Source organism: Streptomyces sp. NPDC016851 (assembly GCF_055562795.1).
On sequence record NZ_JBVHEP010000002.1, the window covers coordinates 313,376 to 338,787 of the forward strand.

The 25,412-nt window shown below is 72.0% G+C and carries 23 protein-coding genes; 9 read left to right on the forward strand and 14 right to left on the reverse strand.

Going from position 1 to position 25,412, the window contains the following annotated elements; translation table 11 throughout:
• The coding region (locus tag ACZ3I3_RS04140) for a tetratricopeptide repeat protein (protein ID WP_467362356.1) at positions 1-1,828 on the forward strand (1,828 nt) is incomplete at its 5' end.
• Between the two features lie 80 nt (positions 1,829-1,908).
• On the opposite strand, the gene ACZ3I3_RS04145 is transcribed toward ACZ3I3_RS04140, so the two are convergent.
• Positions 1,909-2,205 (reverse strand): hypothetical protein, encoded by a 297-nt coding sequence (locus ACZ3I3_RS04145; RefSeq protein WP_467362358.1) that lies wholly within the window; start codon positions 2,203-2,205, stop codon positions 1,909-1,911.
• Between the two features lie 157 nt (positions 2,206-2,362).
• Here ACZ3I3_RS04145 and ACZ3I3_RS04150 point away from each other — a divergent pair, with 157 nt between their 5' ends.
• Both ACZ3I3_RS04150 and ACZ3I3_RS04155 read left to right on the forward strand, forming a co-directional pair.
• Positions 2,363-3,208, forward strand: coding sequence for a helix-turn-helix domain-containing protein (locus ACZ3I3_RS04150; protein WP_467362360.1), 846 nt, complete (start codon positions 2,363-2,365; stop codon positions 3,206-3,208).
• Positions 3,187-3,384, forward strand: a complete 198-nt coding sequence (locus tag ACZ3I3_RS04155; protein WP_467362362.1) for a DUF397 domain-containing protein — start codon at positions 3,187-3,189, stop codon at positions 3,382-3,384. The genes ACZ3I3_RS04150 and ACZ3I3_RS04155 overlap by 22 nt, the downstream gene beginning before the upstream one ends.
• 61 nt (positions 3,385-3,445) lie before the next feature.
• Here the strand turns inward: ACZ3I3_RS04155 and ACZ3I3_RS04160 are convergent, their stop codons facing one another.
• From ACZ3I3_RS04160 to ACZ3I3_RS04180, 5 genes are all read right to left on the reverse strand, one after another.
• A complete protein-coding gene (locus ACZ3I3_RS04160) occupies positions 3,446-6,550 on the reverse strand; it encodes an efflux RND transporter permease subunit (protein WP_467362364.1) in 3,105 nt (1,034 codons plus the stop codon).
• A 160-nt stretch (positions 6,551-6,710) separates the two neighbouring features.
• Positions 6,711-7,394 carry a response regulator gene (locus ACZ3I3_RS04165; protein WP_467362366.1) on the reverse strand — a complete coding sequence of 228 codons (684 nt, stop codon included), beginning with the start codon at positions 7,392-7,394 and terminating at the stop codon, positions 6,711-6,713.
• Positions 7,391-8,608, reverse strand: coding sequence for a sensor histidine kinase (locus tag ACZ3I3_RS04170; protein WP_467362368.1), 1,218 nt, complete (start codon positions 8,606-8,608; stop codon positions 7,391-7,393). The genes ACZ3I3_RS04165 and ACZ3I3_RS04170 overlap by 4 nt, the downstream gene beginning before the upstream one ends.
• Before the next feature lie 167 nt (positions 8,609-8,775).
• A complete protein-coding gene (gene pspAA, locus ACZ3I3_RS04175; protein ID WP_467362370.1) occupies positions 8,776-9,054 on the reverse strand; it encodes a PspA-associated protein PspAA in 279 nt (92 codons plus the stop codon).
• A 23-nt stretch (positions 9,055-9,077) separates the two neighbouring features.
• Positions 9,078-9,863, reverse strand: coding sequence for a PspA/IM30 family protein (locus tag ACZ3I3_RS04180; RefSeq protein WP_356924404.1), 786 nt, complete (start codon positions 9,861-9,863; stop codon positions 9,078-9,080).
• A 336-nt stretch (positions 9,864-10,199) separates the two neighbouring features.
• Between ACZ3I3_RS04180 and ACZ3I3_RS04185 the strand changes: the two genes are divergently transcribed.
• Both ACZ3I3_RS04185 and ACZ3I3_RS04190 read left to right on the forward strand, forming a co-directional pair.
• Complete coding sequence (locus ACZ3I3_RS04185) at positions 10,200-10,799, forward strand: DUF3043 domain-containing protein (protein ID WP_436731711.1); 600 nt, start codon at positions 10,200-10,202, stop codon at positions 10,797-10,799.
• A gap of 83 nt (positions 10,800-10,882) precedes the next feature.
• Positions 10,883-11,584, forward strand: coding sequence for a class I SAM-dependent methyltransferase (locus tag ACZ3I3_RS04190; protein ID WP_467362372.1), 702 nt, complete (start codon positions 10,883-10,885; stop codon positions 11,582-11,584).
• 40 nt (positions 11,585-11,624) lie between these two features.
• Here the strand turns inward: ACZ3I3_RS04190 and ACZ3I3_RS04195 are convergent, their stop codons facing one another.
• Entirely contained in the window at positions 11,625-11,837 is a 213-nt protein-coding gene (locus ACZ3I3_RS04195; protein ID WP_306967594.1) for a hypothetical protein, read from the reverse strand.
• Between the two features lie 222 nt (positions 11,838-12,059).
• Here ACZ3I3_RS04195 and ACZ3I3_RS04200 point away from each other — a divergent pair, with 222 nt between their 5' ends.
• Complete coding sequence (locus ACZ3I3_RS04200) at positions 12,060-13,259, forward strand: bifunctional adenosylcobinamide kinase/adenosylcobinamide-phosphate guanylyltransferase (RefSeq protein ID WP_467362374.1); 1,200 nt, start codon at positions 12,060-12,062, stop codon at positions 13,257-13,259.
• A gap of 119 nt (positions 13,260-13,378) precedes the next feature.
• Here ACZ3I3_RS04200 and ACZ3I3_RS04205 read toward each other — a convergent pair whose 3' ends face one another.
• A complete protein-coding gene (locus tag ACZ3I3_RS04205; RefSeq protein ID WP_467362376.1) occupies positions 13,379-14,425 on the reverse strand; it encodes a class I SAM-dependent methyltransferase in 1,047 nt (348 codons plus the stop codon).
• Between the two features lie 170 nt (positions 14,426-14,595).
• Between ACZ3I3_RS04205 and cobT the strand changes: the two genes are divergently transcribed.
• Entirely contained in the window at positions 14,596-15,732 is a 1,137-nt protein-coding gene (gene cobT, locus ACZ3I3_RS04210; protein WP_467362377.1) for a nicotinate-nucleotide--dimethylbenzimidazole phosphoribosyltransferase, read from the forward strand.
• Between the two features lie 744 nt (positions 15,733-16,476).
• Here the strand turns inward: cobT and ACZ3I3_RS04215 are convergent.
• Positions 16,477-17,241, reverse strand: coding sequence for a hypothetical protein (locus tag ACZ3I3_RS04215; protein WP_467362378.1), 765 nt, complete (start codon positions 17,239-17,241; stop codon positions 16,477-16,479).
• A gap of 60 nt (positions 17,242-17,301) precedes the next feature.
• Between ACZ3I3_RS04215 and ACZ3I3_RS04220 the strand changes: the two genes are divergently transcribed.
• Together ACZ3I3_RS04220 and ACZ3I3_RS04225 are read left to right on the forward strand one after the other, a co-directional pair.
• Positions 17,302-18,084, forward strand: coding sequence for an adenosylcobinamide-GDP ribazoletransferase (locus ACZ3I3_RS04220; protein WP_467362380.1), 783 nt, complete (start codon positions 17,302-17,304; stop codon positions 18,082-18,084).
• Between the two features lie 82 nt (positions 18,085-18,166).
• Positions 18,167-18,778 (forward strand): RDD family protein, encoded by a 612-nt coding sequence (locus tag ACZ3I3_RS04225; protein WP_467362382.1) that lies wholly within the window; start codon positions 18,167-18,169, stop codon positions 18,776-18,778.
• Here the strand turns inward: ACZ3I3_RS04225 and ACZ3I3_RS04230 are convergent.
• The 5 genes from ACZ3I3_RS04230 to ACZ3I3_RS04250 all read right to left on the reverse strand — a co-directional run bounded on the left by ACZ3I3_RS04230 (position 18,738) and on the right by ACZ3I3_RS04250 (position 25,364).
• Positions 18,738-19,514 carry an endo alpha-1,4 polygalactosaminidase gene (locus tag ACZ3I3_RS04230; RefSeq protein ID WP_467362384.1) on the reverse strand — a complete coding sequence of 259 codons (777 nt, stop codon included), beginning with the start codon at positions 19,512-19,514 and terminating at the stop codon, positions 18,738-18,740. The genes ACZ3I3_RS04225 and ACZ3I3_RS04230 overlap by 41 nt on opposite strands.
• Positions 19,511-20,170, reverse strand: a complete 660-nt coding sequence (locus ACZ3I3_RS04235; protein WP_467362386.1) for a spherulation-specific family 4 protein — start codon at positions 20,168-20,170, stop codon at positions 19,511-19,513. The genes ACZ3I3_RS04230 and ACZ3I3_RS04235 overlap by 4 nt, the downstream gene beginning before the upstream one ends.
• Positions 20,167-21,681: a hypothetical protein gene (locus ACZ3I3_RS04240; protein WP_467362388.1), complete on the reverse strand. Its 1,515-nt coding sequence runs from the start codon at positions 21,679-21,681 to the stop codon at positions 20,167-20,169. The genes ACZ3I3_RS04235 and ACZ3I3_RS04240 overlap by 4 nt, the downstream gene beginning before the upstream one ends.
• Positions 21,678-23,228, reverse strand: coding sequence for a GT4 family glycosyltransferase PelF (gene pelF / locus ACZ3I3_RS04245; protein WP_467362389.1), 1,551 nt, complete (start codon positions 23,226-23,228; stop codon positions 21,678-21,680). The genes ACZ3I3_RS04240 and pelF overlap by 4 nt, the downstream gene beginning before the upstream one ends.
• A gap of 99 nt (positions 23,229-23,327) precedes the next feature.
• Positions 23,328-25,364 carry a hypothetical protein gene (locus tag ACZ3I3_RS04250; protein WP_467362390.1) on the reverse strand — a complete coding sequence of 679 codons (2,037 nt, stop codon included), beginning with the start codon at positions 25,362-25,364 and terminating at the stop codon, positions 23,328-23,330.
• Positions 25,365-25,412: the final 48 nt, after the last annotated feature.

Consider the following 25,412-nt stretch of genomic DNA (forward strand, 5'->3'; position numbering starts at 1 on the left):
CCCCGCCGCCTACCTCCCTGACCTCGCCATGGCCCTCAACAACCTCGCCAACCGCCTGGCTGAGACCGGAGACCGCCAAGGCGCCCTCGAACCCGTCCACAAAGCCGTACGCATCCGACGCCAACTCGCCGACGCCAACCCCGCCGCCTACCTCCCCAACCTCGCCACCTCACTCAACAACATCGCCGCCCACCTGGCCGACACCGGAGACCGCCAAGGCGCCCTCGAACCCGCCCACGAAGCCGTACACATCCGACGCCAACTCGCCGACGCCAACCCCGCCGCCTACCTCCCTGACCTCGCCATGGCCCTCAACAACCTCGCCAACCACCTGGCTGGGACCGGAGACCGCCAAGGCGCCCTCGAACCCGCCCACGAAGCCGTACGCCACTACACCCAACTCGCCGACGCCAACCCCGCCGCGTACCTCCCCGACCTCGCCACCTCACTCAACAACCTCGCCGCCCACCTGGCTGGGGCCGGGGACCGCCAAGGCGCCCTCGAACCCGCCCACGAAGCCGTACACATCCGACGCCAACTCGCCCACACCAACCCCGCCGCCTACCTCCCCCACCTCGCCGGATCACTCAACAACCTCGCCGCCCACCTGGCCGACACCGGAGACCGCCAAGCCGCCCTCGAACCCGCCCACGAAGCCGTACGCCACTACACCCAACTCGCCCACACCAACCCCGCCGCCTACCTCCCCAACCTCACCGGATCACTCAACAACCTCGCCAACCACCTGTCCGGAATCGGAGACGACCCAGCCGCCATCCAGGCCTACACGGACACGGCCGCCGGGCTCGCTCAAGCCCATCCGACCGCCGCTCGTACGATCGAGTACGAGCGTGCCGCTTTCCAGCTGGGACGTCCCGAGCCCACGCAGACGTCCGGTCTGTCGGGACTCATCCGCATCGTCAGCGACGAGTCGGCCGACCAACCCTGTGAGATCGTCCTGCACGCCCGGCGATTGCTCCGGGCCCACGCCCACACATCCCGTGACAGCCGCGAGTTTCTGGAGCAGCTCTGGCGGCAGGAGACAGACGTCCCCGCCCCGGACTGGCTGACACTCTCGGCGGACACTCTGAACCTGGTCGTCGAGTGGATGAACACGCGTACCTGGACGGACAGCCGGACCTTCTGGACACGTCACGCCGATGCCCTCGGCGCCGACGAAGCCGCGACAGCAATGGCGGAGCTCGCGCTCGCCTGGCCTGTCGCCGAGCAGCACCAGCACATCAGGGGACTGGTCCTCTCCGAAGGCATGGACGCCGTCTTCCCGGTCCTGATCCTCCGGGACACGCTGTCCGGCTGGCTGGAGTGCGAGAGCTGGGACGACTCGAAGCGCTTTTTCCAGGAGCACAGAGAACACCTCCTCGACGAGTCCGCCGAGAACGTCCTCACCGGGACCGACGACATCACCCCCGGCATCGCGGTTCACGCGGCCCTCCTGCGCATCGCCCGCACCGAGGACATCGACACCGCGTTCCAGTGCGTCCAGGACCGAGAGGCCCTACAGCGGCATGTTCTCCGCGCTCTGAACGACGGTGACGCCCAGGCACTCGCGTACGCAGCCGCCATCGAAGGCTTGGTCTTCGACGACGAGCTCTCCTCCGCCACTCACCACCAGGCCGCCCTCCTCCTCGCCGGCGATCCCGAGTCCCTGGACCTGGACGCCCTCGCCGAGGCGGCGTCCGAAGCGGACCCGGAGACCCGCAACCGGCTCACCTCTGAGCTGGCGACCCTCGCCACCCGCTCCCCCGACCCGCAGCACACCGCCCACTGGTTTCGCCTGGTCCAAGCACTCACCCAGACCCGCGCATGACACCGGTGTACGTGGTCTGCCTGGTGCTGGCCGCCGCCCCCGCAACTCACCTGCGCAAGCCTCGCTTCCGCCCGCCGGGCTCATTCGCCTGACAACCGGGCGCCCCGGCTCGCCGCGATCCGCAGGGCGTCCCCGAGCGCCTCGGCGAGTCGTTCCCCCGTGAACCTCAACTCCCTGCCGGTCACTGCCGGTTCGTCGAGGAGCGATCTGGCCGCGGTGAGGACGTACGCGGCCGAGCCGAGCAGCTCGGCCTCCAACTCGTCGGCCATGCGGGACAGTCGGCTGCTGTCGTCGTCCGTGCTGAGGTAGCACGGGCGTCCGTCCGGAGTGGTCCAGGGCAGCAACCTCAGGGGCGCACCCGTTCCGTCGCGCATCATCTTCCGCCGCTCCTTTCGAACCCGTTCCGCTGACAGGCGTGAACACCGGTGATTACCGTGTGTGTCTCCATCGTCGCGTTGTGGCATGTGCCCTGGACAGGGGAGCCGCGTCCCGGGTCCGAGAACGGGACATCCACGTCAGCAGAGAGGTCAGACCATGACATTCAAGCCACAGGCCCTCACCCCCTACCTCTCCGCCCGCCACTACTTCGGCGCCGAGCAGCGCCGTCACCGCGAGACCGCCGGGCTGTCCCTCGTACAACTCGCGGGCATCGTGAACTCCAGCAAGAGCACCCTCGCCCGCATCGAGACCGCCGAGTTGATGCCTCCCCCGGACCTTCCCGACCGGCTGGACGCGGCGTTCGGCACGGACCGGCACTTCCATGGGCTGTATGAATTGGCCAAGCGGGAGGCGCATCCGGACCAGTACCGGCGGTTCATGGACTTCGAGGCACAGGCGGAGATCGTCGAGAACTACGTAGCGCAGGCCGTGCCAGGGCTGTTGCAGACCAGGGAGTACGCCCACGCCCAGCTCAGCCTCCATGAGGAGCTGAGCCCGGACCAGGTCGAGGAGCGCGTGAACGCCCGCCTCTCCCGACAGGACCGGCTGCGCTCGGCCGAACGCCCCCTGCGCTGGGCGATCATCGACGAGTCCGTTCTCCGGCGAAGCGTCGGTGGTTCCGAGTGCATGTACAAACAACTGGCTCTGCTGCTCGAACAAGTGGATACTCCGGACAGCAAGGTGCAGGTAATGCCCTTCAGTTCTGGTCTGCACTATCTGGCGGGCGGCGCACTGACCCTGCTGACCCTTCCAAGCGGCTCCACCGCGGCCTACGAAGAGGGCATCGAGGTCGGTCATCTCTACGAGGACAGGGACTCGGTGAAGAAGTGGCGGCGGCGGTACGAGGTACTCCGTGCCAACGCCCTCCCTCCAGCCGCCTCGGCGGAGCTGATCCGACAGGCTATGGAGGACCACAAGCCATGCGACACACCCCCGAGTTGAGTTCCGCCCGCTGGCGCCGGAGCAGTTACAGCAATGCCAACGGGGGCGATTGCGTCGAGATCACCGAGGACTTCCCCGGCGTCGTCCCCGTGCGCGACAGCAAGAACCCCTCCGGCCCGGCGCTCGTCGTCCCAGCCGCCGCCTGGGACGCGTTCGTCAACTCCCTGAAGGCGTAGACAAAACGGCCGGGTCTCCCCCGAGACCCGGCCGTCCTCACGCCGTCACGTCATCACGCCGTCACACCCCCACGGGCTCCAACACTTCCTCCTGCTTCGTCTGCCGCTTCGCCGCCCGCTTCTTAGCCCGCCGCTCCTTGCGCAGTTCGACCATCGCGTACAGCGTGGGCACCAGCAGCAGCGTCAGCAGGGTCGACGTCACCAGGCCGCCGATCACGACCACGGCCAGCGGCTGGGCGATGAAGCCGCCCTCGCCGGTGATGCCGAGGGCCATCGGGAGCAGGGCGAAGATCGTCGCCAGGGCCGTCATGAGGATCGGGCGCAGTCGGTGCCGGCCGCCCTCGATCACGGCCTCGACGACGCCGTAGCCCTGCTTGCGGTACTGGTTGATGAGGTCGATCAGCACGATCGCGTTCGTCACCACGATGCCGATCAGCATCAGCATGCCGATCATCGCGGGGACGCCCATCGGCGTGCCGGTGGCCACCAGCAGGCCGATCGCGCCGGTGGCGGCGAACGGGATGGAGACGAGCAGGATCAGCGGCTGGATCAGGGACCGGAAGGTGCCGACCAGCAGCATGAAGACGATCGCGATGGCCGCGAGCATCGCCAGGCCCAGGTTGGCGAACGCCTCCTCCTGGTCCTCGGAGACACCGCCGATCGACGCCGTGGCGCCGTCGGGGAGCTTCAGCGCGTTGATCTTCGACTGGAGCTTGGTGCTCACGGCGCCCGTGTTGTCGCCGGTCGGCTTCGCGGTGATGGTGGCCGCGCGCTGGCCGTCGATGCGGGTCATGGAGACCGGGCCGTCGACCAGCTTGACCGTCGCGATGTCGCCGAGCTTCACCGGGCCGAGGCGCAGGTCCTGGAGCTGCTTCAGGGTCTGCGCGGGCTTCGCCGAGCGGATGACGACGTCGCGCTCGGTGTCGTCCAGGACCGCCTTGGCGGCGTTGGTGCCGCGGACGGCCTGGGCGACGGCGGCGCCGAGGGTCTGGTCGTTGAAGCCGGCCGCGGCCGCCTTGTCGTTGGCCTTGACCGAGATGCGCGGCACGCTGGTCGCCAGGTCGCTGGTGACGTCCGTGACGTCGTCGAGCGAGGCGACCGTCTTGCGGACCTCTTCGGCGGCCGTGCGCAGGACGTCGGCGTCGGCGGCCTTCACGACCACGCTGAGGTCCTGGGCGCCGAAGCCGTCACCGGCGGTGATGGTGGTCGTGCCGATGCCCTTCAGACCGGCCAGACCCTTCTCTACACGGTCCTGGACGTCCTCGTACGACGCCGAGTCGTCCAGCGTCACCTGGTACGAGGCCTGGTTGGTGTCCGTGCCGCCGCCGAAGGCCGCCATGAAGCCGGACGAGCCGATCGTGACCTGGTAGTTCTTCACGCCCTCGGTGTCGCCGAGGAGCTGCTCGACCTTCTTGGCCTGGGCGTTGGTCGCCTCCAGGCTGGTGCCGGGCTTCAGTTCCTGCTTGACGGTGAGAACCTCGACCTCGCCCTGGTCGAAGAAGTTCGTCTTCAGCAGGGGTGCCATGCCGAACGTGCCGACCAGCACGACGATCGCGAGGGCGACGCTGGTGAGCCGGCGGCGGGTCGCGAAGCGCAGGACCGGGACGTAGAGGCGCTGCAGGCGGCTCTTGGCCTCCTTCTCCTCGGCGAGCCGGCGGGCCTCGTCGGCGTCCTCCGGGGTGCCCTTCGGGGGCCGCAGGAACCAGTACGACAGCACCGGGACGACTGTCAGGGAGACGAGCAGGGACGCCAGCAGCGCGGCCGTGACGGTGAGGCTGAACGAGCCGAACAGCTCGCCCACCATGCCGCCGACGAGGCCGATCGGCAGGAACACGGCGACCGTGGTGAGCGTCGAGGACGTCACCGCGCCCGCGACCTCGCGCACGGCGTTGAGGATGGCGGAGTTGCGCTCCTCGCCATAGCCGAGGTGCCGCTTGATGTTCTCCAGGACCACGATCGAGTCGTCGACGACGCGGCCGATGGCGATGGTCAGCGCGCCCAGCGTGAGGACGTTCAGCGACAGGTCGCGGGTCCACAGCACGATCAGGGCGAGGACGACGGACAGCGGGATGGACACCGCCGTCACGAGGGTCGAGCGGATCGAGGCGAGGAAGACGAGGATCACCAGGACGGCGAAGAGCAGGCCGAGCGCGCCCTCGGTGGTGAGGCCCTTGATGGACTTCGACACGGCCGGGCCCTGGTCGCTGACGACCGTGAGGTTCGCGCCGGAGCCGAGGTCCTTGCGGAGGTCGGGGAGCTTGTCCTGGACGGCGTCGGAGATGGCGACCGCGCTGCCGTCGCGGTCCATGGTGACGGCGACGGCGAGGCTGGGCCTGCCGTCGGTGCGGGTGATGGAGTCGGCCGGGGCCTCCTGCTGCTTCACCGTGGCGACGGAGCCGAGGCGCACCGGCTTGCCCTTGCCGGGCTCGCCCGTGACCATCAGGTCCTGGATCTGCTTCAGCGACGTGAAGCCGCCGCCGACCTGGACGGTGCGGTTGGCGCCGCCCTCGTCGAAGGAGCCGGCCGGGACGGTCGCGCCGCCCGCCTGGAGGGCCTGGGCGAGGGCCTGCGAGGTGAGGCCCGCCTTCGCGAGCTTCGCGTCGTCGGGCGTGACGGAAACCTGCACGTCCCGCACGCCGTCGACGGTGACCTGGCCGACGCCGTCGATGCTCTTCAGGTCCGGCACGACGGTCTTGTCGAGCTGGTCGGCCAGGGCCTGCTGGTCCCGGTCGGAGGTGACGGCGAGGACGACGGTCGGGATGTCGTCCGTCGAACCGGCGACGACCTGCGGGTCCACGTCGTCCGGGAGCTGGACGCGGGCCCGGTTGACGGCCTGCTGGACGTCGGCGACGAGCTGTTCGGTGCCGTTGCCGTAGTCGAAGGACGCCATGATCAGGGCGTTGCCCTCGGTGGCGGTGGAGGTCACGCCGCTGATGCCGTCGACGGCTTCGAGGCTGTCCTCGATGGGCTCGACGACCTGCTTCTCGACCACGTCCGGGGACGCGCCCTGGTACGGCGCCAGCACGGACACCATGGGCAGTTCGATGGTGGGCAGCAGCTGCTGCTTGAGCTGGGGTATCGCGATCGCCCCGAAGACGAGCGCGATGATCGACATCAGCCCTATCAGGGCCCGTTGCGCGAGGCTGAATCTCGACAGCCAGGACATGGGTCAGGGTCTCTCTTCTGTTTAGCGGCAGAAGCGGCAACGGGCGCGCAGATGAGCGCCCGCCCTTACACCCTGAGCCATCGCCGGGACCCGATCCGTAGGCCCCAGGTCCCGTTCCTTATGCGGCGCATACTCCGGCCGCAGTACGCCGGGGTTGAGCTCACTCCACCCTTGGACGGACCAGGCCGGACTCGTAGGCGATGACCACGAGCTGGGCCCGGTCCCGGGCGCCCAGCTTGGCCATGGCCCGGTTGACGTGCGTCTTCACCGTCAGCGGGCTGACCTCCAGCCGCTCGGCGATCTCGTCGTTGGAGTGGCCGCCGGCGACCTGGACCAGCACCTCGCGCTCCCGGACGGTGAGCGAGTCGAGCCGCTCGCCGCGGGCCGGGTCGCGGTCGTCGTCGGACGGGTCCTGCTGGGCGAGGAAGCGGGAGATCAGGCCGGTGGTGGCGGCCGGGGACAGCAGGGCCTGGCCGCCGGCCGCGATCCGGATGGCGTTCAGCAGTTCCTCGGGTTCGGAGCCCTTGCCGAGGAAGCCGGAGGCCCCGGCGCGCAGCGACTGCACGACGTAGTCGTCGACCTCGAACGTCGTCAGGATGACCACCCGGACGTCCGCGAGGTCGGGATCGGCGCTGATCATGCGGGTCGCCGCGAGGCCGTCGGTGCCGGGCATCCGGATGTCCATGAGGACGACGTCGGCGCGCTGCTCCTTCGTCATCCGCACCGCCTCCAGGCCGTCGGAGGCCTCGCCCACCACCTCCATGTCGGGCTCGGAATCGACGAGTACGCGGAAGGCGCTGCGCAGCAGCGCCTGGTCGTCGGCGAGCAGGACACGGATCGTCATGCGGGGTCCTCCCCGGGTGTGCGGTTCTTGACGGGCAGGATCGCATGGACGCGGAAACCGCCGCCGTAGCGGGGACCGGTGGTGAGGGTGCCGCGCAGGGCGGTGACGCGTTCGCGCATGCCGAGCAGCCCGTGCCCGCCGCCGCTGCCCGGGTCCTCGTCCTCGCCGCTGCCGTCGTCGAGGACGGTGATCTCGATGTTCGGCCCCACCCGTACGACGCTGACCTCGGCCTTGGCCCGCGGCCCGGCGTGCTTCTGCACGTTGGTGAGGGCCTCCTGGATGATCCGGTAGGCGGCCAGGTCGACGGCCGCGGGGAGGGTGGTGTCCTGGTCGGCGCGGGCGACCTCGATGTGGAGGCCGGCGTTGCGGAAGGTGCCGGTGAGTTCGTCGAGGCGGTCCAGGCCGGGGGCGGGTTCGGTGGGGGCCTCGGGGTCGCCGGACTGTCTGAGCAGTCCGACGGTGGCGCGGAGTTCGTTGAGGGCGGAGCGGCTGGCCTCCCGGACGTGGGCGAGGGCCTCCTTGGCCTGGTCGGGGCGCTTGTCCATGACGTGGGCGGCGACACCGGCCTGGACGTTGACCAGGGCGATGTGGTGGGCGACGACATCGTGCAGGTCGCGGGCGATGCGCAGGCGCTCCTCGGCGACCCGGCGGCGGGCCTCCTCCTCGCGGGTGCGTTCGGCGCGTTCGGCGCGCTCGCGGATGGCCTGGACGAAGGCGCGGCGGCTGCGGACGGCGTCGCCGGCGGTGGCGCCGATGCCGGTCCAGGCGAAGATCGCGAGGTTCTCCTGGGCGTACCAGGGGAGGCTGCCGGCGGCCATGGCGGAGCCGGTCAGCACGGTCATGGTGAGCAGGCCGACGCGCCAGGTGGTGGGGCGGTCGGTGGTGGAGGCGACGGTGTACAGGGCGATGACCGCGGACATGGCGACGGGGGCGCGGGGGTCGCCGGTGACGGACTCGATGACGGAGACGGCGCCGGTGAGGGCCAGGACGGTCATCGGGGCGCGGCGTCGGAAGACCAGTGCGGCGGCGCCGAGGGTGATGAGGACGAGGCTGAGGGTGTCGGGGGTGCGCAGGGCCCAGCTGACGCTGTCGCGGTGGCGGGGTTCTACGAACGAGCCGGCGACCATGCAGACCAGGACGGCTGCGGCCAGGACGGCGTCCATGGCCAGGGGATGTGCCTTTGCCTGGCATTTGGCCCGCTGGAGGGTGCTCACGGGGGTTCACGGTAGCCGGGGTGGGTGTGCGGGGGTATGGAGGCCGGGTGTGAGGTGCTCGGCGTGGGAGCTGAGGGCGGGGGCGACTGCGCAACCCGGCGCTGCGGGGTGCCGCCGCACCCACCCGTGCCGCCCCAGGCGGCACGAATGCCCGCGGTTACGCGGCCTCAGCCCGGAATCAAGCCGTCGTCGCTCAGGAACTCTCTGACCTCCTCCAGTGTCGCGTCCGGAGAAGGGAGGATCAGTTCTGATGGCTCGAGGGAGTCGTCCGGTAGGGGTTCGCCCAGGTCTCGGACCCTGGTCAGCAGGGCCTGGAGGGTGCGGCGGAAGCCGGGGCCGTCGCCGTTCTCCATTTCCGCCAGGAGCTCGTCGTCCAGCTTGTTCAGTTCGGCGAGGTGGCTGTCTGCCAGCCTCACCTGGCCCTCCCCCATGATCCGTACGATCATGTCGCCCTCCTAGGCGTGGGCCCCTACTGCTTGTCGAAGCGCGGGGTGTCCTGCGGCTGCTGCTGGGACTGCTGCTGGCTCGTGCCACCTTCGAGGGCCTGCTGCCCACCGCTCGAACCTCCGGCCAGCTCGGCCTTCATCCGCTGCAGTTCCAGCTCTACATCCGTACCACCGGAGAGCCGGTCCAGCTCGGCCTGGATGTCGTCCTTGTGCATCCCGGACTGGTCGTCGAGGGCACCGGAGGCGAGCAGCTCGTCGATCGCACCGGCGCGGGCCTGGAGCTGGGCCGTCTTGTCCTCGGCGCGCTGAATCGCCAGGCCGACGTCGCCCATCTCCTCGGAGATGCCGGAGAAGGCCTCGCCGATCCGGGTCTGCGCCTGGGCCGCCGTGTACGTCGCCTTGATCGTCTCCTTCTTCGTACGGAAGGCGTCGACCTTGGCCTGGAGCCGCTGGGCCGCGAGAGTGAGCTTCTCCTCCTCGCCCTGCAGCGTCGCGTGCTGGGTCTCCAGGTCGGTCACCTGCTGCTGGAGGGCGGCACGGCGGGACAGCGCTTCGCGGGCCAGGTCCTCACGGCCCAGCGCGAGCGCCTTGCGACCCTGGTCCTCCAGTTTGGTGGACTGGGACTGCAACTGGTTGAGCTGGAGTTCCAGGCGCTTGCGCGAGGTCGCCACGTCGGCGACGCCTCGGCGGACCTTCTGGAGCAGTTCCAGCTGCTTCTGGTACGAGTAATCGAGGGTCTCGCGCGGGTCCTCGGCCCGGTCAAGGGCCTTGTTCGCCTTCGCGCGGAAGATCATCCCCATACGCTTCATGACACCGCTCATGGGCTTCGCGCGCCCCCTTCTGACCGACTCCGGCTCCAGCACCTGCGACAGAACCCACAGTACGGGCCCTGCATCCATTACCGCACTGTTCGGGGACGGATGCGCTCATCCCCAAGGACGACTGAGCACGCTCCCGCTCCGGCGTAGGGAGTAGGTGATCCCCGGGGTGATCCGGGATACCCCGGGTAACCGGAGTCGCCCGTCCCGGGAACGACCGGGTGCGTACACAACGTCCCCTCTGTCCCCTTACTGACGACTGGTGTTGCCGGATCGTTCCCCGCGGGACTGGGGTCCATGCCCGGGAAGCCCTTACCCTTGGGTTTTGTGTTCCGTAGCCGTTCGAAGGATGAGAAGGCCCAGGCCGCCGACAAGGCGCCGGTGAACTTCTCCAAGCAGCCCCGCGACCCGCAGGCCCCGAAGGGCAGGCCCACGCCCAAGCGCAGTGAGGCCCAGTCCCAGCGCCGCAGCGTCGCCAACACGTCGATGACGCGGAAGGAGGCCGCCAAGCGGCAGCGCGAGGAGCGCCGCAGCGCGCTGGAGCGGCAGCGCCAGGCGCTGGCGAGCGGCGACGAGCGGTACCTGCCCGCGCGTGACAAGGGACCGGTCCGCCGGTTCGCGCGCGACTTCGTCGACTCGCGGTTCAACATCGCGGAGTTCTTCCTGCCGATGGCCGTCGTCATCCTCGTGCTGAGCATGGTGCGGGTGGCCGCGCTCCAGAACATCGCGCTGCTGCTGTGGCTCGTCGTGATCGTGCTGATCGTGCTCGACTCGTTCGTCACGGCGTTCCGCCTGAAGAAGCAGCTGAACGAGCGCTTCGCGGGTGAGAACCGGCGCGGTGCGGTCGCCTACGCCCTGATGCGCTCTCTCCAGATGCGCCGGCTCCGGCTGCCGAAGCCGCAGGTCAAGCGCGGAGAGCGGCCCTGACCGCGACGTCGTTCTCCGGGGGTGCGGCGGATGCCTGGCTGGACAAGCTGGGCGGGCTGCGCGATGTCGTCCGGCAGGAGCTGGTGGCCCGGCAGCTGGACGAGCAGATAGTCGGGCGGTTCCCGGTGGGGCAGCGGCTGCGGGTGCTCGACGTGGGAATGGGCCAGGGCACGCAGGCGCTGCGGCTGGCCCGGGCCGGGCACCAGGTGACCGGCCTGGAGCAGGACGCGAAGATGATCGCCGTGGCCCGGGAGTCCCTCGCCGGGGAACCGGAGGGCATCCGGGAGCGGATGCGGATCATCGAGGGCGACGGCCGGGACACCGGCGTGCACTTCCTGCCGGGCAGTTTCGACGTGGTCCTGTGCCACGGCGTCCTGATGTACGTGGAGGAGCCCGACCCGCTGCTGGCGGGCCTGGCCCGGATGCTCGCGCCCGGCGGGCTGCTGTCCCTGCTCGTGCGTAACGGGGACGCGCTGGCGATCCGGCCGGGGCTGTCCGGCGACTGGGCGGGCGCGCTGGCCGCGTTCGACACGGTCTCCTATCGCAACCGGCTCGGGCTCGACGTACGGGCCGACCGGCTGAAGGACCTGACGTCCACGCTCGCCGGGATCGGGGCGCCGCTGCACGCCTGGTACGGGGTGCGCGTGTTCACGGACACGGCGGCGGACGGTACCGATGTCCCGGCCGACGTGGAGACACTGCTCGCGGTCGAGGAGAAGGCCGGGCGGACGGATCCGTACCGCGGAGTGGCGGCGCTGCTGCACCTGTGCGGCGTGCGCGGCTGACAGCGCCTGGGGGGCGGGGGCCGTCGGCCCCCGCCCGGGCTCACGCGTCGGCCGCGTGCAGGCTCATCGGCCCGTAGATCTCCGTGGCGTCCTCGAACAGCCGCACCTGGTCGGCGCCGCCCTCCTTCAGGGCCTTCCAGTGCTCCCCGATCCAGGACTCGGCGTCCCCCTGGGTGGGGAACTCCTCCGGCGGCACCGCGGGCTGGACCTCCGTCCCGTCGGTCTTCTCGAACCGCCACGTCCATGCCGCCATGTACGCCTCCCATGTGTGTGAGCACACTGCACAGCGGAAGCCGGATCTTGGTCCGGCTCCTGACCAGAGCCTATGCGCTCCGCTGGGTTGGGCGGGATATGTGGTCGCGTGTGCGGGTCAGTGGGTGCGTGCGGGTTGTGGTGGGCTGGGCGCGCAGTTCCCCGCGCCCCTAGGGGGCGTCTCCGGCACGCGTGTCGCATGGTCACGGGTGAGAATCGGGGCGTGGAACTGACTCTGCTCGGCACTGGCGCCCCCGCGGGGCTTCCCCGCCCCGACTGTCCCTGCGCGGCCTGCGCGGCTGCCCTCGGGCCCGACGCGCGGGCGGCCACCGCGCTGCTCCTGGACGGGGCGCTGCTGCTCGACCTGACGCCCGGGGCCGCCTTCGCGGCGGCGCGGGCGGGGCGTTCCCTGACCGGCGTGCGGCAGGTGCTGCTGTCGCATCCGCACGACGGGCCGGCGGTCGAGGTGCCGGCCGGGCTGCCGCAACCCGGACGGGTGCCGGACGGGCGGGAGTTGACGCTGCTGACGGGGCATCGGGTGCGGGCGGTGGCGATGGACGCGCCGGGCACGGGGTACGCGGTGACCGGGCCGGAGGGGCAGCGGCTGCTGTACCTGCCGCCCGGCGGGGCGCCTGCGGGGCTGGAGGGGCCGGCCGAGTCGTACGACATGGTGCTCGTGGACGTCGTGGGGCGGCCGGACGCACTGGCCAAACTGCGGGCGGTGGGGGCGGTGGGGCCGACGACCGATGTGGTCGCCGTCCATCTGGACCACGACGTGCCGCCCGGGCCGGAGCTGGGGCGGCGGCTCGCGGCGGCCGGGGCGCGGGCCGTGCCGGACGGGACGACGCTGACGGTGGGGGTCTACGAGGACGTGCCGGACCTGCCGCGGCGGACGCTGGTGCTGGGCGGGGCGCGGTCGGGCAAGTCGGTGGAGGCCGAGCGGAGGCTGGAGGCCTTTCCGGACGTGCTGTACGTGGCGACGGGCGGGTCGCGGAACGGGGACACCGAGTGGTCGGCGCGGGTGGCCGCGCACCGGGAGCGGCGGCCGGGGTCGTGGCAGACGGTCGAGACGTGCGATCTGGTGCCGTTGCTGGAGGCGGAGGGGCCGCCGTTGCTCATCGACTGTCTGTCGTTGTGGCTGACGGACGCGATGGACGCGGCGGGGGCGTGGGACGACGCGGTGTGGGCGGAGCGGGGGGAGAAGGTGTTGCGGGAGCGGGTGCGGGAGTTGACGGAGGCGGTGCGGTCGACTCGGCGGACCGTTGTCGCCGTGTCGAACGAGGTGGGGTCGGGGATCGTGCCGTCGACTGCGTCGGGGCGGCGGTATCGGGATGAACTCGGGCGGTTGAACGCGGGGTTCGCGGACGAGTGTGAGCATGTGGTGTTGGTGGTGGCGGGGCAGGCGGTCGTCCTGCGGGGGTGACCGTGCGCGGCGTCTGGGCTGGGGCCGGGTGGGTGCGCAGCTCGGCGCGACGAGGTGCCGCTGCGCCCACCCGTGCCGCCCTTAGCGGCACGCATGCCCGCAGCGGCGGCCTGCGGCAGCTAAGCCGGTTTGCGGGCGATCAGGCGGTACGTGTTCGCGAAGCGGGTGCGGCGGGCCACGGGGGCCAGGAGGTGGTCTGCCACTGCCGCCAGGGCCACGAGCGGGATGCCCGCCCGGAGCAGGGCCTCGCGGAGGTGTTGGTGGGCCAGGGGTGGGGGGATCGCGCGCCACGGGGTGTCGGGGGCGGGGAGGGCGTGGGAGAGGGCCAGGGCCGTGGCGCCGGAGAGGTCGTGGGGGATGTGGACGGAGCGGTGGTCCAGGAGGGTGATCGTGCAGCCGGCCGCCTCCAGTTCCGCGCGGAGGTTGTGCGGGGGGAGCAGGTGCAGGTGGCGGGGCTGGTCGTAGGCGAGCCACCAGCGGCCCAGGAGCGCGGCGAACAGGCTGCGGGGGCTCAGGGTCTCGATGAGCAGGTGGCCGCCGGGGCGCAGGACTTCGAGGGCGGCGTGGAGCTCCGCGCGGGGGTCGGGGGTGCCCTCCAGGTGGTGGAGCATGCTGACCACGTCGTAGCGGGCGCGCAGGGGAGCTGAGATGCGGGGGTCCGTCAGGCGGCCCACGTGGGACTCCTCGACGCGGTCGGCCGAGCGGGCGCGGACCACGCGCGGGGTGTGGTCCAGGCCGTCGAACGAGGTGTACGGGAAGAACTCCCGGGCCGTGACGGGGAAGCGGGCGTGGCCGGTGCCCACGTCCAGCCAGCTCTCCGGCTCCCCGAACCGCAGCATCGCGCGGGCGGCCGAGCGGTGCCGGAACCGGCTGGCGCGCAGCGCGAGGAGGGTGTCGGCCGCGACGTCCCGGGGCGCTCCGCGCACCGTCCGGTGGTAGAGCGCGAGGCCCTCGAACGTGAGGCGGGGGTTCTGGAAGGTGTGGCCGCAGTCCCGGCACTCGTCGACGGTGAAGCTGCCCGGGTTGTACCGCCGCAGGTCACCGGTGCGCAGCCGGTTCCGCAGCCGGGCGGAGCCGCACCAGGGGCAGTCCTCGCGGCGCGGTTCGTGGACCCGTGTGGTCGCTTGGGGAGTGGGGAGTGCGGAGGGGGCGGGATGTGCGGGCATGGGCGGCTCCCGGGCGCGAGGCGTACGGCAGGGACGTCCGACGAACCACGTACGACAATCCGCTGCAAACCGGAACGTATGGGATGGGGATCCCGGGTGCAACGACGTCGCCTGCGCGGAGTCGCGATGTGGCGCCCTGCTGTTCGACCGGTGCCGGTACTGTTCGGCGAATGAGCTCGCTTAATCTCGACGACTTCACCGATCTGATCGAGCGTCCGGACGGCGGGGTACGCCGTGACGCCGAGGCGCGCCGGGAGCGGCAGATCGTGCCGCCCGGGTCGCTGGGCCGCCTCGATGACCTGGGTGAGTGGCTGGCCGCGGCGCAGTCGGCCGTGCCGGTGCGGCCGATCGAACGGCCGCGGGTGGTGCTCTTCGCCGGTGATCACGGCGTCGCCGAGCTGGGCGTCTCGGCCCGGCCGGCGGGCGGCGCCGCGGAGCTGGTGCGTGAGGTGCTGGAGGGCGGCCGGCCCGTGTCGGTGCTGGCGCGGCGGCTGGGCGTGCCGGTGCGGATCGTCGACATGGCTCTGGACTGCGACCCGGAGTCGCTGCCCGAGGACGTCGTGCGGCACCGGGTGCGGCGCGGCAGCGGGCGGATCGACGTCGAGGACGCGCTGACCCCGGAGGAGGCCGAGGCGGCTTTCCGGGCCGGGGTCGCGGTGGCCGACGAGGAGGCCGACTCCGGTACGGATCTGGTGGTGCTCGGCGATGTGAGCGTCGGCGGGACCACGGCGGCGGGCGTGCTGGTCGCGGCGCTGTGCGGGGTCGACGCGTCGGTCGTCACCGGCCGGGGCGGGCTGGCGATCGACGACCTGGCGTGGATGCGCAAGTGCGCGGCGATCCGCGACGCGCTACGCCGGGCCCGGCCGGTGCTCGGGGACCAGTTGCAGCTGCTGGCGGCGGTCGGCGGGGCCGACCTCGCCGCGATGACGGGCTTCCTGCTGCAGAGCGCGGTGCGGAAGATGCCCGTGGTGCTCGACGGGGTCGTGACGGCCGCGTGCGCGCTGGTCGGGCAGCGGATCGCGTTCCGGGCGCCGGACTGGTGGCTGGCCGCGCACGACAGCGGCGAGCCCGGGCAGGCCAAGGCGCTGGACCGGATGGCCCTGGAGCCGCTGCTGACCCAGGGCGTGACCGTCGGCGAGGGCGCGGGCGGCCTGCTCGCGCTCCCCCTGGTGCAGGCCGCGGCGGCACTGGCGGCGGAGCTGCCCGAGAAGCCGAAGGAGTCCGAGGAGTCGGAGAAGGCGGAGGCCCCTGAGGTCGCCGAGGCCGGCGAGGTTTCCGAGGCTTCCGAGGTTCCCTCCGAGCAGTAGCGTTCCGGGAGATCCTGGTCACGCACACCTGGCTCAACTTCGTCCCCCTCCGGTCGGTCTTCGCCCATGTACCGACACCGGACGAGGACGACCCGATGACCATGCTCGCTCGCTGGGCCCGTGCCGAATGGGGGCCGCTGTACGCGGCCGTGCGCGGGCCGCTGCGGGAGCGGCGCCTGCGGGCCGTGCCGATGGCGGTCGCGGCCGTGTGCCTCACGGCCGCGCTGCACGTGGTGCACAACCAGTCCTGGGGCTACCGGTTCGTGCAGGACATCGGGGCGGTACGGGCCGAGGACCCGCTGTGGCTGGCGCTGCTGCGGACGCCGCTGTCGCTGTTCGTGCCCGCGCTGGACCTGCCGGTGTGGGGCGCGCTGGCGCAGCTGCTGCTGGTGTTCGGCATCGCGGAACTCTGCCTGGGCCGGTGGCGGACCCTGACCGTCGCGTACCTCGCGACGCTCGCGGGCACGCTCTACGCCCGCCTCGGCATCTGGCTGGGCCCCGACTCCCCGCTGGGCCTGCCCGCCTCGGACGCCCGGGTCGTGGACACCGGGCCGTCGGCGGCGGTGGTGGGACTGGCCGTCTGTCTGGGCTGGCGCTACCGCGCGTACGTCACGGCCGGGGCGGTGATCGTGGCGATGGTCGCCGAGGTCGCCGTGAAGGAGAACCTGGCGGGCAAGGAGCACCTGGCGGCGATCGCGGCCGTGCTGGTGGTGTGCGCGGGCGGTGCGCTGCGCCGGCGGTACGTCAGTGGTGTTCGAGGGACCGGGGCTGCTGCGGGTCGGGCGCGCCGCCGATCCAGTCCTGGAACGCGCGCCGGGGGCCCAGCCAGCGGCGGTCGTGGCGGTAGGCCCGCAGGCCGGACTTGGCCCGGGCGCGGGGGCGGCGCCGGTAGAAGCGCTTGGCCCAGTAGGAGCCGGGGCGGGCCAGTCGTACGGCGCCGATCAGGGCGATGACGGGGACGATCACGCCGAAGACCGCGAGGCGGGTCTTGCCCTTGAACAGGGCGATGAGGGCGAACAGGAAGTTCACGGCGATGTTCACGATCACGGTGGCGCGGTTCTGCTCCTGGTCCTCCGAGAGGCCGTCGACGCCCAGGGGCGAGAAGCCGATCAGGAGCAGTCCGACGAGGGAGGCGGTGAGGACGACCATCTCGACGCTCTTGCGGCCGGCCTCGCTCCAGTAGACGTCGGCCAGGTGCAGGACCAGGGCGAACTCGTCGAGGACGAGACCGGCCCCGATGCCGAAGACCACCGCGGCCAGTGCCGAGCCGAAGCCGTGCTGCCCGCTCGCGACCGCGCCGAAGCCGCCGGCGATCGTCAGGATGATCCCCGGGACGACGTGGTGGACGTGGACACCACTGCTGCTGCTGACATTGCGGAAGGGGCCCTTGCCCGCCCGGATGAGGCGGGTGATGCCCCGGGTGATCAGGAAGGTCACCACGAAGGAGACGAGGGCCAGGAGCAGCGGCAGCTTGCCGGGTTCGATGATGTTCCGCTCCAGCCATCCCATATGCGAACTTTATCCTCGGCCGCCGCATCCGCTCTTCTGACCGGCGGGTAGCCTGCGCCGGTGCCCAGAACCTCGCCCCTCGACGGTCTCCGCTTCGCCTTCGGCACCCTCACGGTGTTCCCGGTCCGGGTGACCCGGTGGGACCGGGAGGCCGCGCGCGGCGGCATGCTGTGCGCTCCGCTGGCCGGGCTCGCGGTCGGTGCCGCCGCTGCCGCCACCGGGTTGGTACTGCTGTTCCTCGGCGCGGGAGGACCGCTCGCCGCCGTGGCCACCGTCGCCGTCCCCGCCGTCCTGACCCGGGGGCTGCACCTCGACGGACTCGCGGACACCGCCGACGGACTGGGCAGCGGCAAGCCCGCCGAGGACGCCCTGCGGATCATGAAGCAGTCGGACATCGGGCCGTTCGGGGTCATCGCCCTCGTCCTCGCCCTGCTCGGGCAGGCCGCCGCGCTCGCCCATGCATATGACGCCTCCTGGGCCCGGGGCGCCTGTGCCGCCGTCGTCTCCGCGACGGTCGCGCGGCTGGCCCTGACCCTGGCGGCCCGGGCCGGGGTGCCGGCGGCGCGGCCGGAGGGGCTGGGGGCCGCGGTGGCCGGTGTGGTGCCGGTGCGCGGGGCGGTGGTCGCCGCCGTGGCCGTCGCGGGAGCCGCGGCTGCGGCCGGTGCCGTCCTCGGGCCGTACGACATGGTCCGGAGCGTGCTCGCGGTCGTCCTCTCCCTGGCCGCCGCCGAGGTGCTGCTGCGTCACTGCACCCGCCGCTTCGGCGGGGTCACCGGTGACGTCTTCGGCGGCCTGGCGGAGACGGCGGCGACCACGGCGCTGGTCGTTCTGTCACTGGGCTGAAACGATCTCCTCGTCCCTCTCCTGCACGGGCCGCCCAGCCGCTAGCTTCCTGCCCCGACACACAAGTGATCGGGGGATGTTCATGCCGAAGCTGCGCCGTGCCCTGGCCTGGCTCGTCGATTTCGCACTGGTGGTGGCGCTGGCCTCGGTGCTCGCCGTGCTCACCTTCCACCGGGTCTCGGCGCTCGTCACCGACGTGCCCGAGCTGGCCACCCGCAGCGGATTCGAACTGCTGACCTCGCGCGGCGACGTGCTCGACGCCTCCCAGGACCTGGGACTGACGCTGTGGGACAAGTCGGTGCTGTACGTCGAGCAGGCCTTCGGGCTGCTGGTGCTGACGGTGTTCCTCTACCAGTGGGTGTGCCTGGCGGTGGCCGGGCGCACGGTCGGCAAGGCCCTGGCCGGGCTGAAGGTCACCTCGAACCTCCCGCGCGGGCTCAGGGCGGCGCGGCGGGCCGCGGTCACCACGGCGGCGGACGTCGCCGTGTACGCGGTGGCCTGTGTGCTGCTGGTCGAGGGGCAGGTCGTGCTGTCGGTGCTGGCGTGGGCGGTCGCGGTGGTGCTGTTCCTGCTGAACGCGCTGCCGGTCCTCTCCCCCGGTCGGCGTTCCCTCGCCGACCGGGTCGCGGGCACGGCGGTCACGGGGATCGGCCTCAGCATGCCTGCCGCCACGCCCCTAGTTCGTACTTCTTGAGCAGCGAACTCAGTTTCAGGCGGCGGGAGTCGGCGCAGAAGCGGCCGGTGGGCACCTCGTACTCGACGTGGAAGACGGCCTTGCCCGCCTCCACGAACGGCTTCAGGGCCCCGCACTCGTCGTACTGGGCGCACTGTTCGTTGACCGCGAAGTCGAAGTCGCCGACCAGCTCAGGGATCTGGTCCAGGTCGTTCTTCAGGCCGACGGCCAGGCCCCGGTCGTGGGCCAGACGGGCGATGAGGCGGTTGTAGCGGAGCTGGTCGGCGGCGGTCAGCGGGAAGCCGGTGTCGTTGCGGTAGCCGTCCATGTTGTCGGGCTCCACCGCGTCGAAGCCCTTGTCACGGCACATGTCCATGCGGGCCGCCATGATCGGCTCCAGGACGTCGGTGCGGCGGATGTCGAGCCAGCGTTCGCCCTCCCAGCCGTTGCCCCGGCCGAGGACCGGCTTCGGGAACTTCTTCGCGTCCGGGCGGAACTCCTCCCAGGCGCCGGTGGACAGGTAGCAGATGACCTTGCGGTCCTCGCGGTGCAGCCGGGCGACGGTGGCCTCGGAGTGGTCGAAGCCGTCGATGTCGTAGACCGGCACGTCCACGGAGGTGTCCAGGCGGCCGCTGAGCTGCCACTGCCAGGCCGTGCCGGGGCGGGGCTGCCAGCGGGGGCCGGGCTTGTCGTCGGGGCCCTGGGTGCAGCCCGCGAGCAGCAGGACGAGCAGGGTGGCGAGCAGGGGGCGTCTCACGGGGCGTTCTCCGGGTTGTGCAGGGTGTACGGCAGGGTGCCCCAAGGATGATCTCCGGTTCCGGGCACGGCGCAGTGCACCGCCGCGCCCCGCTCCCGCGCCAGGCGCTCGGGGTCGGCGCCGGGCGGCACGCCGTACACCAGGTGACACAGCCGTACCCCGCCGTCGCCGGGCCGGGGCTGCGGAGGCAGGGTGCGGTAGGCCGCCCAGGTGCCCTCGAAGGTGACGAGGACGTCGGCGATGCGGGCGTAGCAGGGGTGCGGTGCCGTGCCGTGGTTGAGGACGAGGGTGCCGCAGCCGACGCCCCAGGCGGCCACCGCCAGCCGCTGGTAGTGCTCGAACTGCTCGGGCCCGGACGGGACCTGGTCGAGGAAGGCGCCGTCGGTGCCGTACCAGTCGCGGTGCCGGGTGAGGTCGCGGACGACGTCCGTGGCGGCGCGGCGGCCGTAGTCGGTGTCGGTGTACCCCAGCACCCGGACACCCGCCGCCTTCAGCCGGGCGGCGACCTCGGCGAAGGCCTCGTCGGGGCGGTCGCCGGGGCCGCTGGCCGGGTTGAGGACGACCCCGTAGAGGCGGGGCGCGGCCGCGACGATCGCGTCCCATTCGGCAGGGCGGGCGGACGGGTGCTCGTAGTACGGGACCAGGAGAGTGCTCATCGGTGGGCGGTTGCCCTCCCGAGCAGGACGCACACCAGGACGGCCTGGACGGCGGCGGCCGTGCCGTAGACGGCCGCACCGGCCAGGTGCGGATCGCCGGTGCGGGTGGCCAGGAGCAGGGTCTGGGCGAGGGCCGCGGCGCAGCACACCGCCGTCGCGCCGGTCACCGCGCCGAACGACTGGAGCAGCAGGCCGGTCCACAGCACCACGCCCAGCAGGAGCAGCCCGGCCAGCCGGACGCCGCCCGGGACCGGGGACTGCGGCCACAGGAGGGAGGCGGCGAGGCTCAGCGCGAGCAGCGCGGCGAGATAGGCGGCCAGGCACTGGGCGACGGTCAGGACCGTGGTGCGCCGGAAGTCCCGGGCCGTGCCGCTGGAGCGCAGTCCGGCGAGGCTGTCGCTGCGGAAGCGGTACAGCAGCCACTCGGCGGGGCCCATGCTGAGGGTGAGCGCCACGGCGGCGGGCGCGGCGACCGCGCTGTCCGTCTCTCCGGCGAGGAAGTCGCCGAGCGCCGCGTACAGCACGAGGACGCCGGTGCCGAGCCCGAACAGGGCGTACGGCAGGGAGCCCGCCAGCCGGGGTCCGGCGGGGCGCCGGTGCGCGGGGACGGTGCCGAACCCGCCGAAGGGCAGCAGGGCGACGAGGCCGGCGGTCCAGCCGCCCTCGCCCGGTTCCCTGAGGCCGGGTGCCACTTCACGGACGGCGAGGACCGCGACCGCCGCCAGGGAGCCCAGCAGCAGGGCCAGGCTCGCGGCCTCGGGCAGCGGGTCGACCAGGGACAGGACCGCGCCCATGGCCATCGGCGCGAGCGCGGCCAGCAGGAACCGTTCGCGGCCCATCACCAGCAGCACGGTAGCCGCCGCCAGGTAGCAGGACTGCCCGGCGGCGAAGGCGACCACGGCCGGGGCGGCGGCGCCCGCGAACGCCAGGGCGACCAGCGAGCCGAGCAGCGCGCCGGCCGGGGCGCCGAGCAGCAGGGACCGCCGGGCGGCCGTCCGGTCGCCCAGCCCCAGCCAGGCGTAGGCCCGGTGGGCGAGGCCCTGGTTCCAGGTCCAGCCGCACAGGGCGCCGGCCAGCAGCGGGACCGTGCCCGCGGGGAGCCCGAAGTCGCCGGGGCCGGTGAACAGGGGTGCGCCGAGGACGTAGGCGAGGCCGGGCAGGGCGAAGACGACGCCGCGCAGCAGGCAGCCGAGCAGGCCGATCCGCCAGGGGTCGTGCGCCGGGCCGTCGGGCTCCGGGTAGCGGCGCTCGACGCGTTCGTAGAGGGTCTCGGCGAGCGCGAAGGAGTTCTTCACGCCGTACCGTTCGCGTATCTGGTCGTCGGAGAGGCCGTCGGACTCGAGCAGGGCGGCTATCTCGTCGGGGTGGACGGCCGCGGCTATGAAGTCCTCCAGGCGGACGGCGAGTTCGTCGACCGGGTCGGGTCGGGCCCAGCTGGGGGTGCGCTGCCGGGGAATGCCGGGGAGGGTGTCCGGGCGGGAGCCCGGGGGCAGCCAGACACTCCCGCTCACCAGCCGGCCCCTCCCCCAGACTCCGTCCGGGGGGACCCCCAGACCGCGGTGGACGCGTACCAGGGGTCGCGCAGCTCCAGCGTCCAGTCGGCGACGGTCTCCAGCGTCGGCTCGTACACCTCGTCCTCGCCCGCGAGTTCCTTGTAGATGGTGCGGAAGGCGTCCACCGAGCGGCGCAGCGTGAACCGGTCGATGACGCGTTGTCTCGACAACTCCCCCAGTTCGACGCGCCGTTGGTCGTCCTTCAGCAGAGTCAGCGCGGCGGCGGCCATCTTCTCCGGCTCGCGCGGCGGCACGACCAGACCCGTGTCGCCGACGGCCTCGCGCACTCCCCCGACGTCCGTCGACACCGTCGTACGGCCGCACGACATGGCCTCGATGATGGAGAACGGGAAGCCCTCGGAGATCGACGACAGCATGACCAGGTGCCCGGCCGCGTAGGCCCGCCAGACCTCGGTGATGCGGCCCTCGAAGGTGAGGCCGTCGGTGACGCCCAGTTCGGCGGCGAGCTTCTCCAGGCGGGTGCGGTAGGCCTCGCCGCCGGGCGGGACCGGGCCGAAGAGCCGCAGCCGGGTCGCCGGGATCTCGGCGCGCACCAGCGCGTAGGCGCGGATCAGGGTCTCCAGGTCCTTGATCGGGTCGATCCGGCCGCACCAGGACAGGGTCGGGACCTCGGGCTCGGGGCCGGCGTGCGGGAAGGCGGCCGGGTCGACGCCGTTGTAGACCGTGCGGATCTTGTCGGCGTCGGCGCCGCCGCGCTCCTCCCAGCGGCGGTTGTACTGGTTGCACGGGGTGATCAGATCGGCGGCGCGGTAGCCGTACGAGTTCAGCTCGCGGTAGAAGCCGAGCATGAAGGCCTTCACGGGCCAGCGCTGGGCGCCCTGGCGGTAGCCGAGATAGCGCTCGCGCAGGTAGATGCCGTGCTCGGTGAGCAGGAACGGCACGCCGTCCAGGTGGCGGGCGGCGAGCGCGGGCAGGGTCGCCAGGCCGCTGCTGACGGCGTGTGCGACGCAGTCCTCGGGGATGCGGACGCCGAGCGGGCGCAGAGCGTGTTCCAGCAGGTCGGTCGCGGTCAGGGCGTCCTGCACGGTGGGGCGGGCGGCGGCCGTCGGCAGGTGCGGCATGGTCCATATCCACATCAGGGACCGCAGCGCCGACTCGGTGCGCAGGGCCGCCGGCAGGTGTCCGTCGCGGGCGAGCACGGCCAGCTCGTTCAGGGACTCGCCGAAGTCGGCGTGCGAGCCGGGGTCGAGGAAGGAGAGCAGGAAACGCTCGTAGGTCTCGGTGAAGCGGCGGCGGGCCCTGCCGTAGGGCGGCCTTCTGCGGCCGGGGCGCGGGCCCCAGGTGGGGACCGGAGTGTGCGCGTGGACGTTGGGCGGCAGTTCCCAGGTGACGGGTTCGCGGCCGTTGCCGGTGAGCGAGACGAGGTGGAAGTCGACCTCGGGCATGCCCTTGACGAGCTGGTCGCACCAGGTGCTGACGCCGCCGTGGACGTGCGGGTAGGTGCCTTCCGTGAGCATGGTGACGTGGCGGCCTGTTCGCCTCATGCGGTGTTTCCCCCTGTTTTGCGGATGGTGTGCGGGGAACTGCTGCCCGGATGCCGAGTGCGGGTCTCGTGTGGGCTGGTCGCGCAGTTCCCCGCGCCCCTAAAGGGGCAACTTCAGGGTCAGAGCCGACTGGAGTGCTGCCGGGGTCGTCCAGGCCGAGCGGGATCCTGCGTACGGGGTGCCGAAGGCGGTCGTGCCCAGTACGAGTTCCTTCTTCGTGCCCTCCGGGGCGGTCACCGGGATCTGCGTTCCGGACGGTGCCGTGACCGTGACCGTGTCGCCGATGCGGTACGCCGTGACACGGCCGTCGGCCAGGGCCTTCTGCCAGGCGGCGCGGCGCTGCACCTCGGTGCCGATGGTGCTGTGCCGGGGGTTCTCCAGCGGGGTGTTGTCGGCGAACAGGGCCCGGTAGTCGTCCAGCACCTTCTCCATGACCGGGTAGATCAGCCGGTCCTCGGCCAGGTTGGACTGGTGCGCGTAGTGCGGCCGGGGGTCTCCGGCGAGGACGTGCCCGAGGGCGGTGCGCGCCTCCTGCGGGACGATGTGCTCGGCGTAGCCGGTGGCGGGGTCGAGCGGCTCGTCGAGGCAGGTGGAGGTGGGGTTGTCCTCGCAGACGCCGCTGCCGCCGTCGGCCCGCGAGGTGTAGACCCAGTTGTACTCGTCGGCCATCTCGGCCGCCGTGCCCACGTTGTAGTACACGTTCATGGGGTGGCGCGGGACGGTCAGCGCGTTGCCGACGGCCCGCTGCTCGGGCTCGCGGGAGTTGTCCGAGGCGACCCACCTGACGCCGGTGTCGGCGAGGGCGCCGGCCAGGTTGGGGTTGTCGTTCGGCTGCTGGGGCAGGGTCTTCAGGCCCGAGTGCTCACCGGTGACCAGCTCGGCGCGGTCCACGGGGAGGCCCTTGTTCACCGCCCAGTTGTGGTTGTCGCGGATCTGCGCGGCGATCTCGGCGCGGCTCATGTACTTCGTCGAGCCGTCGGTGTTCTTCGCGCAGCTCCACGGCACGGTGGAGGTGTCCTGCACGCAGCCGAGGAAGGGGTGCGTGTAGGTGTGGTTGACCCAGCGGTACTGCGCCTTGTCGGCGAGCAGCCGGTCGGTCAGCGCGTCGGTGCCGCCGTGCTGGGTCTTCCACTCCTCGCCGGAGCCGGCGTTGTAGACCATGTCCATGGTGAAGCCGTGCTCGCGCTGCCACTGGGCGGCGTGGGCGGCGTCGTCCGCGGTCATGCGGATCGGCGTGGTGCCCTCGCCGTCGCCGCCCGCGCAGTCGAAGTCGCCCGGGGTGCAGTTGCGCTCGGTGTCCCAGCGGCTGTCCGGGGCGAACACGTCGTCGACGTGCACGGCGAAGGAGTTGCGAGTCCGGCCCAGGTGCACGCCCTGGGTGAGCCACTCGACGATGCCCCGGGCCAGCAGCCGGAACTGCTGCTGGTTGCCGTTGTAGGCGAAGGTCACGACGAGTTCGCGGCGGCCGTCGTGGGCGTACTCGCCGACGAGACTGCCACGGCCGGAGCCGCCGGGCACGGGGATGTCGACGTAGCTGGTGAAGCCGGCGCGGGGCCGGGCCACGTAGCCGTAACTCTCCTGGACGGACGCCGCGTTGTCCTCGAAGCGGAACGCGCCGTCGAGGTAGCCGAACCAGCCCGCCTTGCCGGCCGCGGTGACGGATGCCTCGCGCCCGTCAAGAGTGCCTGCCCAGCCACCCTCGCTGGTGTAGTCGAGGCCGACCTCCGGGTGCGCCCAGGTGTAGGCGTCGACCTGCGGGATGCCGTACGTCCGCTCGTAGGTCTCCAGGGCGGTCTGCTCGGCGGAGCCCGCGCCGAACGGGGATTCGTTCGGCAGGACGACGCCCTGGTACTTGGCGCGGGGGCTGCCGTTCACCGTGTCGCTCAGGAACGACTCGGTGACCTTCGGGCGGTCCGCGTCGTTCAGGTCGACCGTCGTGTACGGGACACCGGTGCTTCTGAGCTGGGCGGTCACGGCCCGGACGGAGCTGTCGCCGTTGTCCACCACCAGCACCTTCAGATCGATGCGTGGTGCCTCCGCGGCCGCCGCCCCCGGCGCCACCGCCCCGGCCGTGATCATGCCCGCCGCCGTCACCGCGGCGGCCGTGTCTCTCCACCTGCGCGCACGCTGCGCCATGGTTCCTCCCCCTGAAGATCCCAGAGATCCCCTTGCGGTCGAACAGAG

What these genes read in the sequence shown, in the direction of transcription:
- ACZ3I3_RS04145 (WP_467362358.1), bottom strand. Translation starts at nt 2,205, where the DNA reads ATGATGCGCGACGGAACGGGTGCGCCCCTGAGGTTGCTGCCCTGGACC.
- ACZ3I3_RS04205 (WP_467362376.1), bottom strand. Translation starts at nt 14,425, where the DNA reads ATGCCCGCACATCCCGCCCCCTCCGCACTCCCCACTCCCCAAGCGACC.
- ACZ3I3_RS04150 (WP_467362360.1), top strand. Translation starts at nt 2,363, where the DNA reads ATGACATTCAAGCCACAGGCCCTCACCCCCTACCTCTCCGCCCGCCAC.
- ACZ3I3_RS04180 (WP_356924404.1), bottom strand. Translation starts at nt 9,863, where the DNA reads ATGAAGCGTATGGGGATGATCTTCCGCGCGAAGGCGAACAAGGCCCTT.
- ACZ3I3_RS04250 (WP_467362390.1), bottom strand. Translation starts at nt 25,364, where the DNA reads ATGGCGCAGCGTGCGCGCAGGTGGAGAGACACGGCCGCCGCGGTGACG.
- ACZ3I3_RS04160 (WP_467362364.1), bottom strand. Translation starts at nt 6,550, where the DNA reads ATGTCCTGGCTGTCGAGATTCAGCCTCGCGCAACGGGCCCTGATAGGG.
- ACZ3I3_RS04195 (WP_306967594.1), bottom strand. Translation starts at nt 11,837, where the DNA reads ATGGCGGCATGGACGTGGCGGTTCGAGAAGACCGACGGGACGGAGGTC.
- ACZ3I3_RS04235 (WP_467362386.1), bottom strand. Translation starts at nt 20,170, where the DNA reads ATGAGCACTCTCCTGGTCCCGTACTACGAGCACCCGTCCGCCCGCCCT.
- ACZ3I3_RS04225 (WP_467362382.1), top strand. Translation starts at nt 18,167, where the DNA reads ATGCCGAAGCTGCGCCGTGCCCTGGCCTGGCTCGTCGATTTCGCACTG.
- cobT (WP_467362377.1), top strand. Translation starts at nt 14,596, where the DNA reads ATGAGCTCGCTTAATCTCGACGACTTCACCGATCTGATCGAGCGTCCG.
- pelF (WP_467362389.1), bottom strand. Translation starts at nt 23,228, where the DNA reads ATGAGGCGAACAGGCCGCCACGTCACCATGCTCACGGAAGGCACCTAC.
- ACZ3I3_RS04155 (WP_467362362.1), top strand. Translation starts at nt 3,187, where the DNA reads ATGCGACACACCCCCGAGTTGAGTTCCGCCCGCTGGCGCCGGAGCAGT.
- ACZ3I3_RS04165 (WP_467362366.1), bottom strand. Translation starts at nt 7,394, where the DNA reads ATGACGATCCGTGTCCTGCTCGCCGACGACCAGGCGCTGCTGCGCAGC.
- ACZ3I3_RS04215 (WP_467362378.1), bottom strand. Translation starts at nt 17,241, where the DNA reads ATGGGATGGCTGGAGCGGAACATCATCGAACCCGGCAAGCTGCCGCTG.
- pspAA (WP_467362370.1), bottom strand. Translation starts at nt 9,054, where the DNA reads ATGATCGTACGGATCATGGGGGAGGGCCAGGTGAGGCTGGCAGACAGC.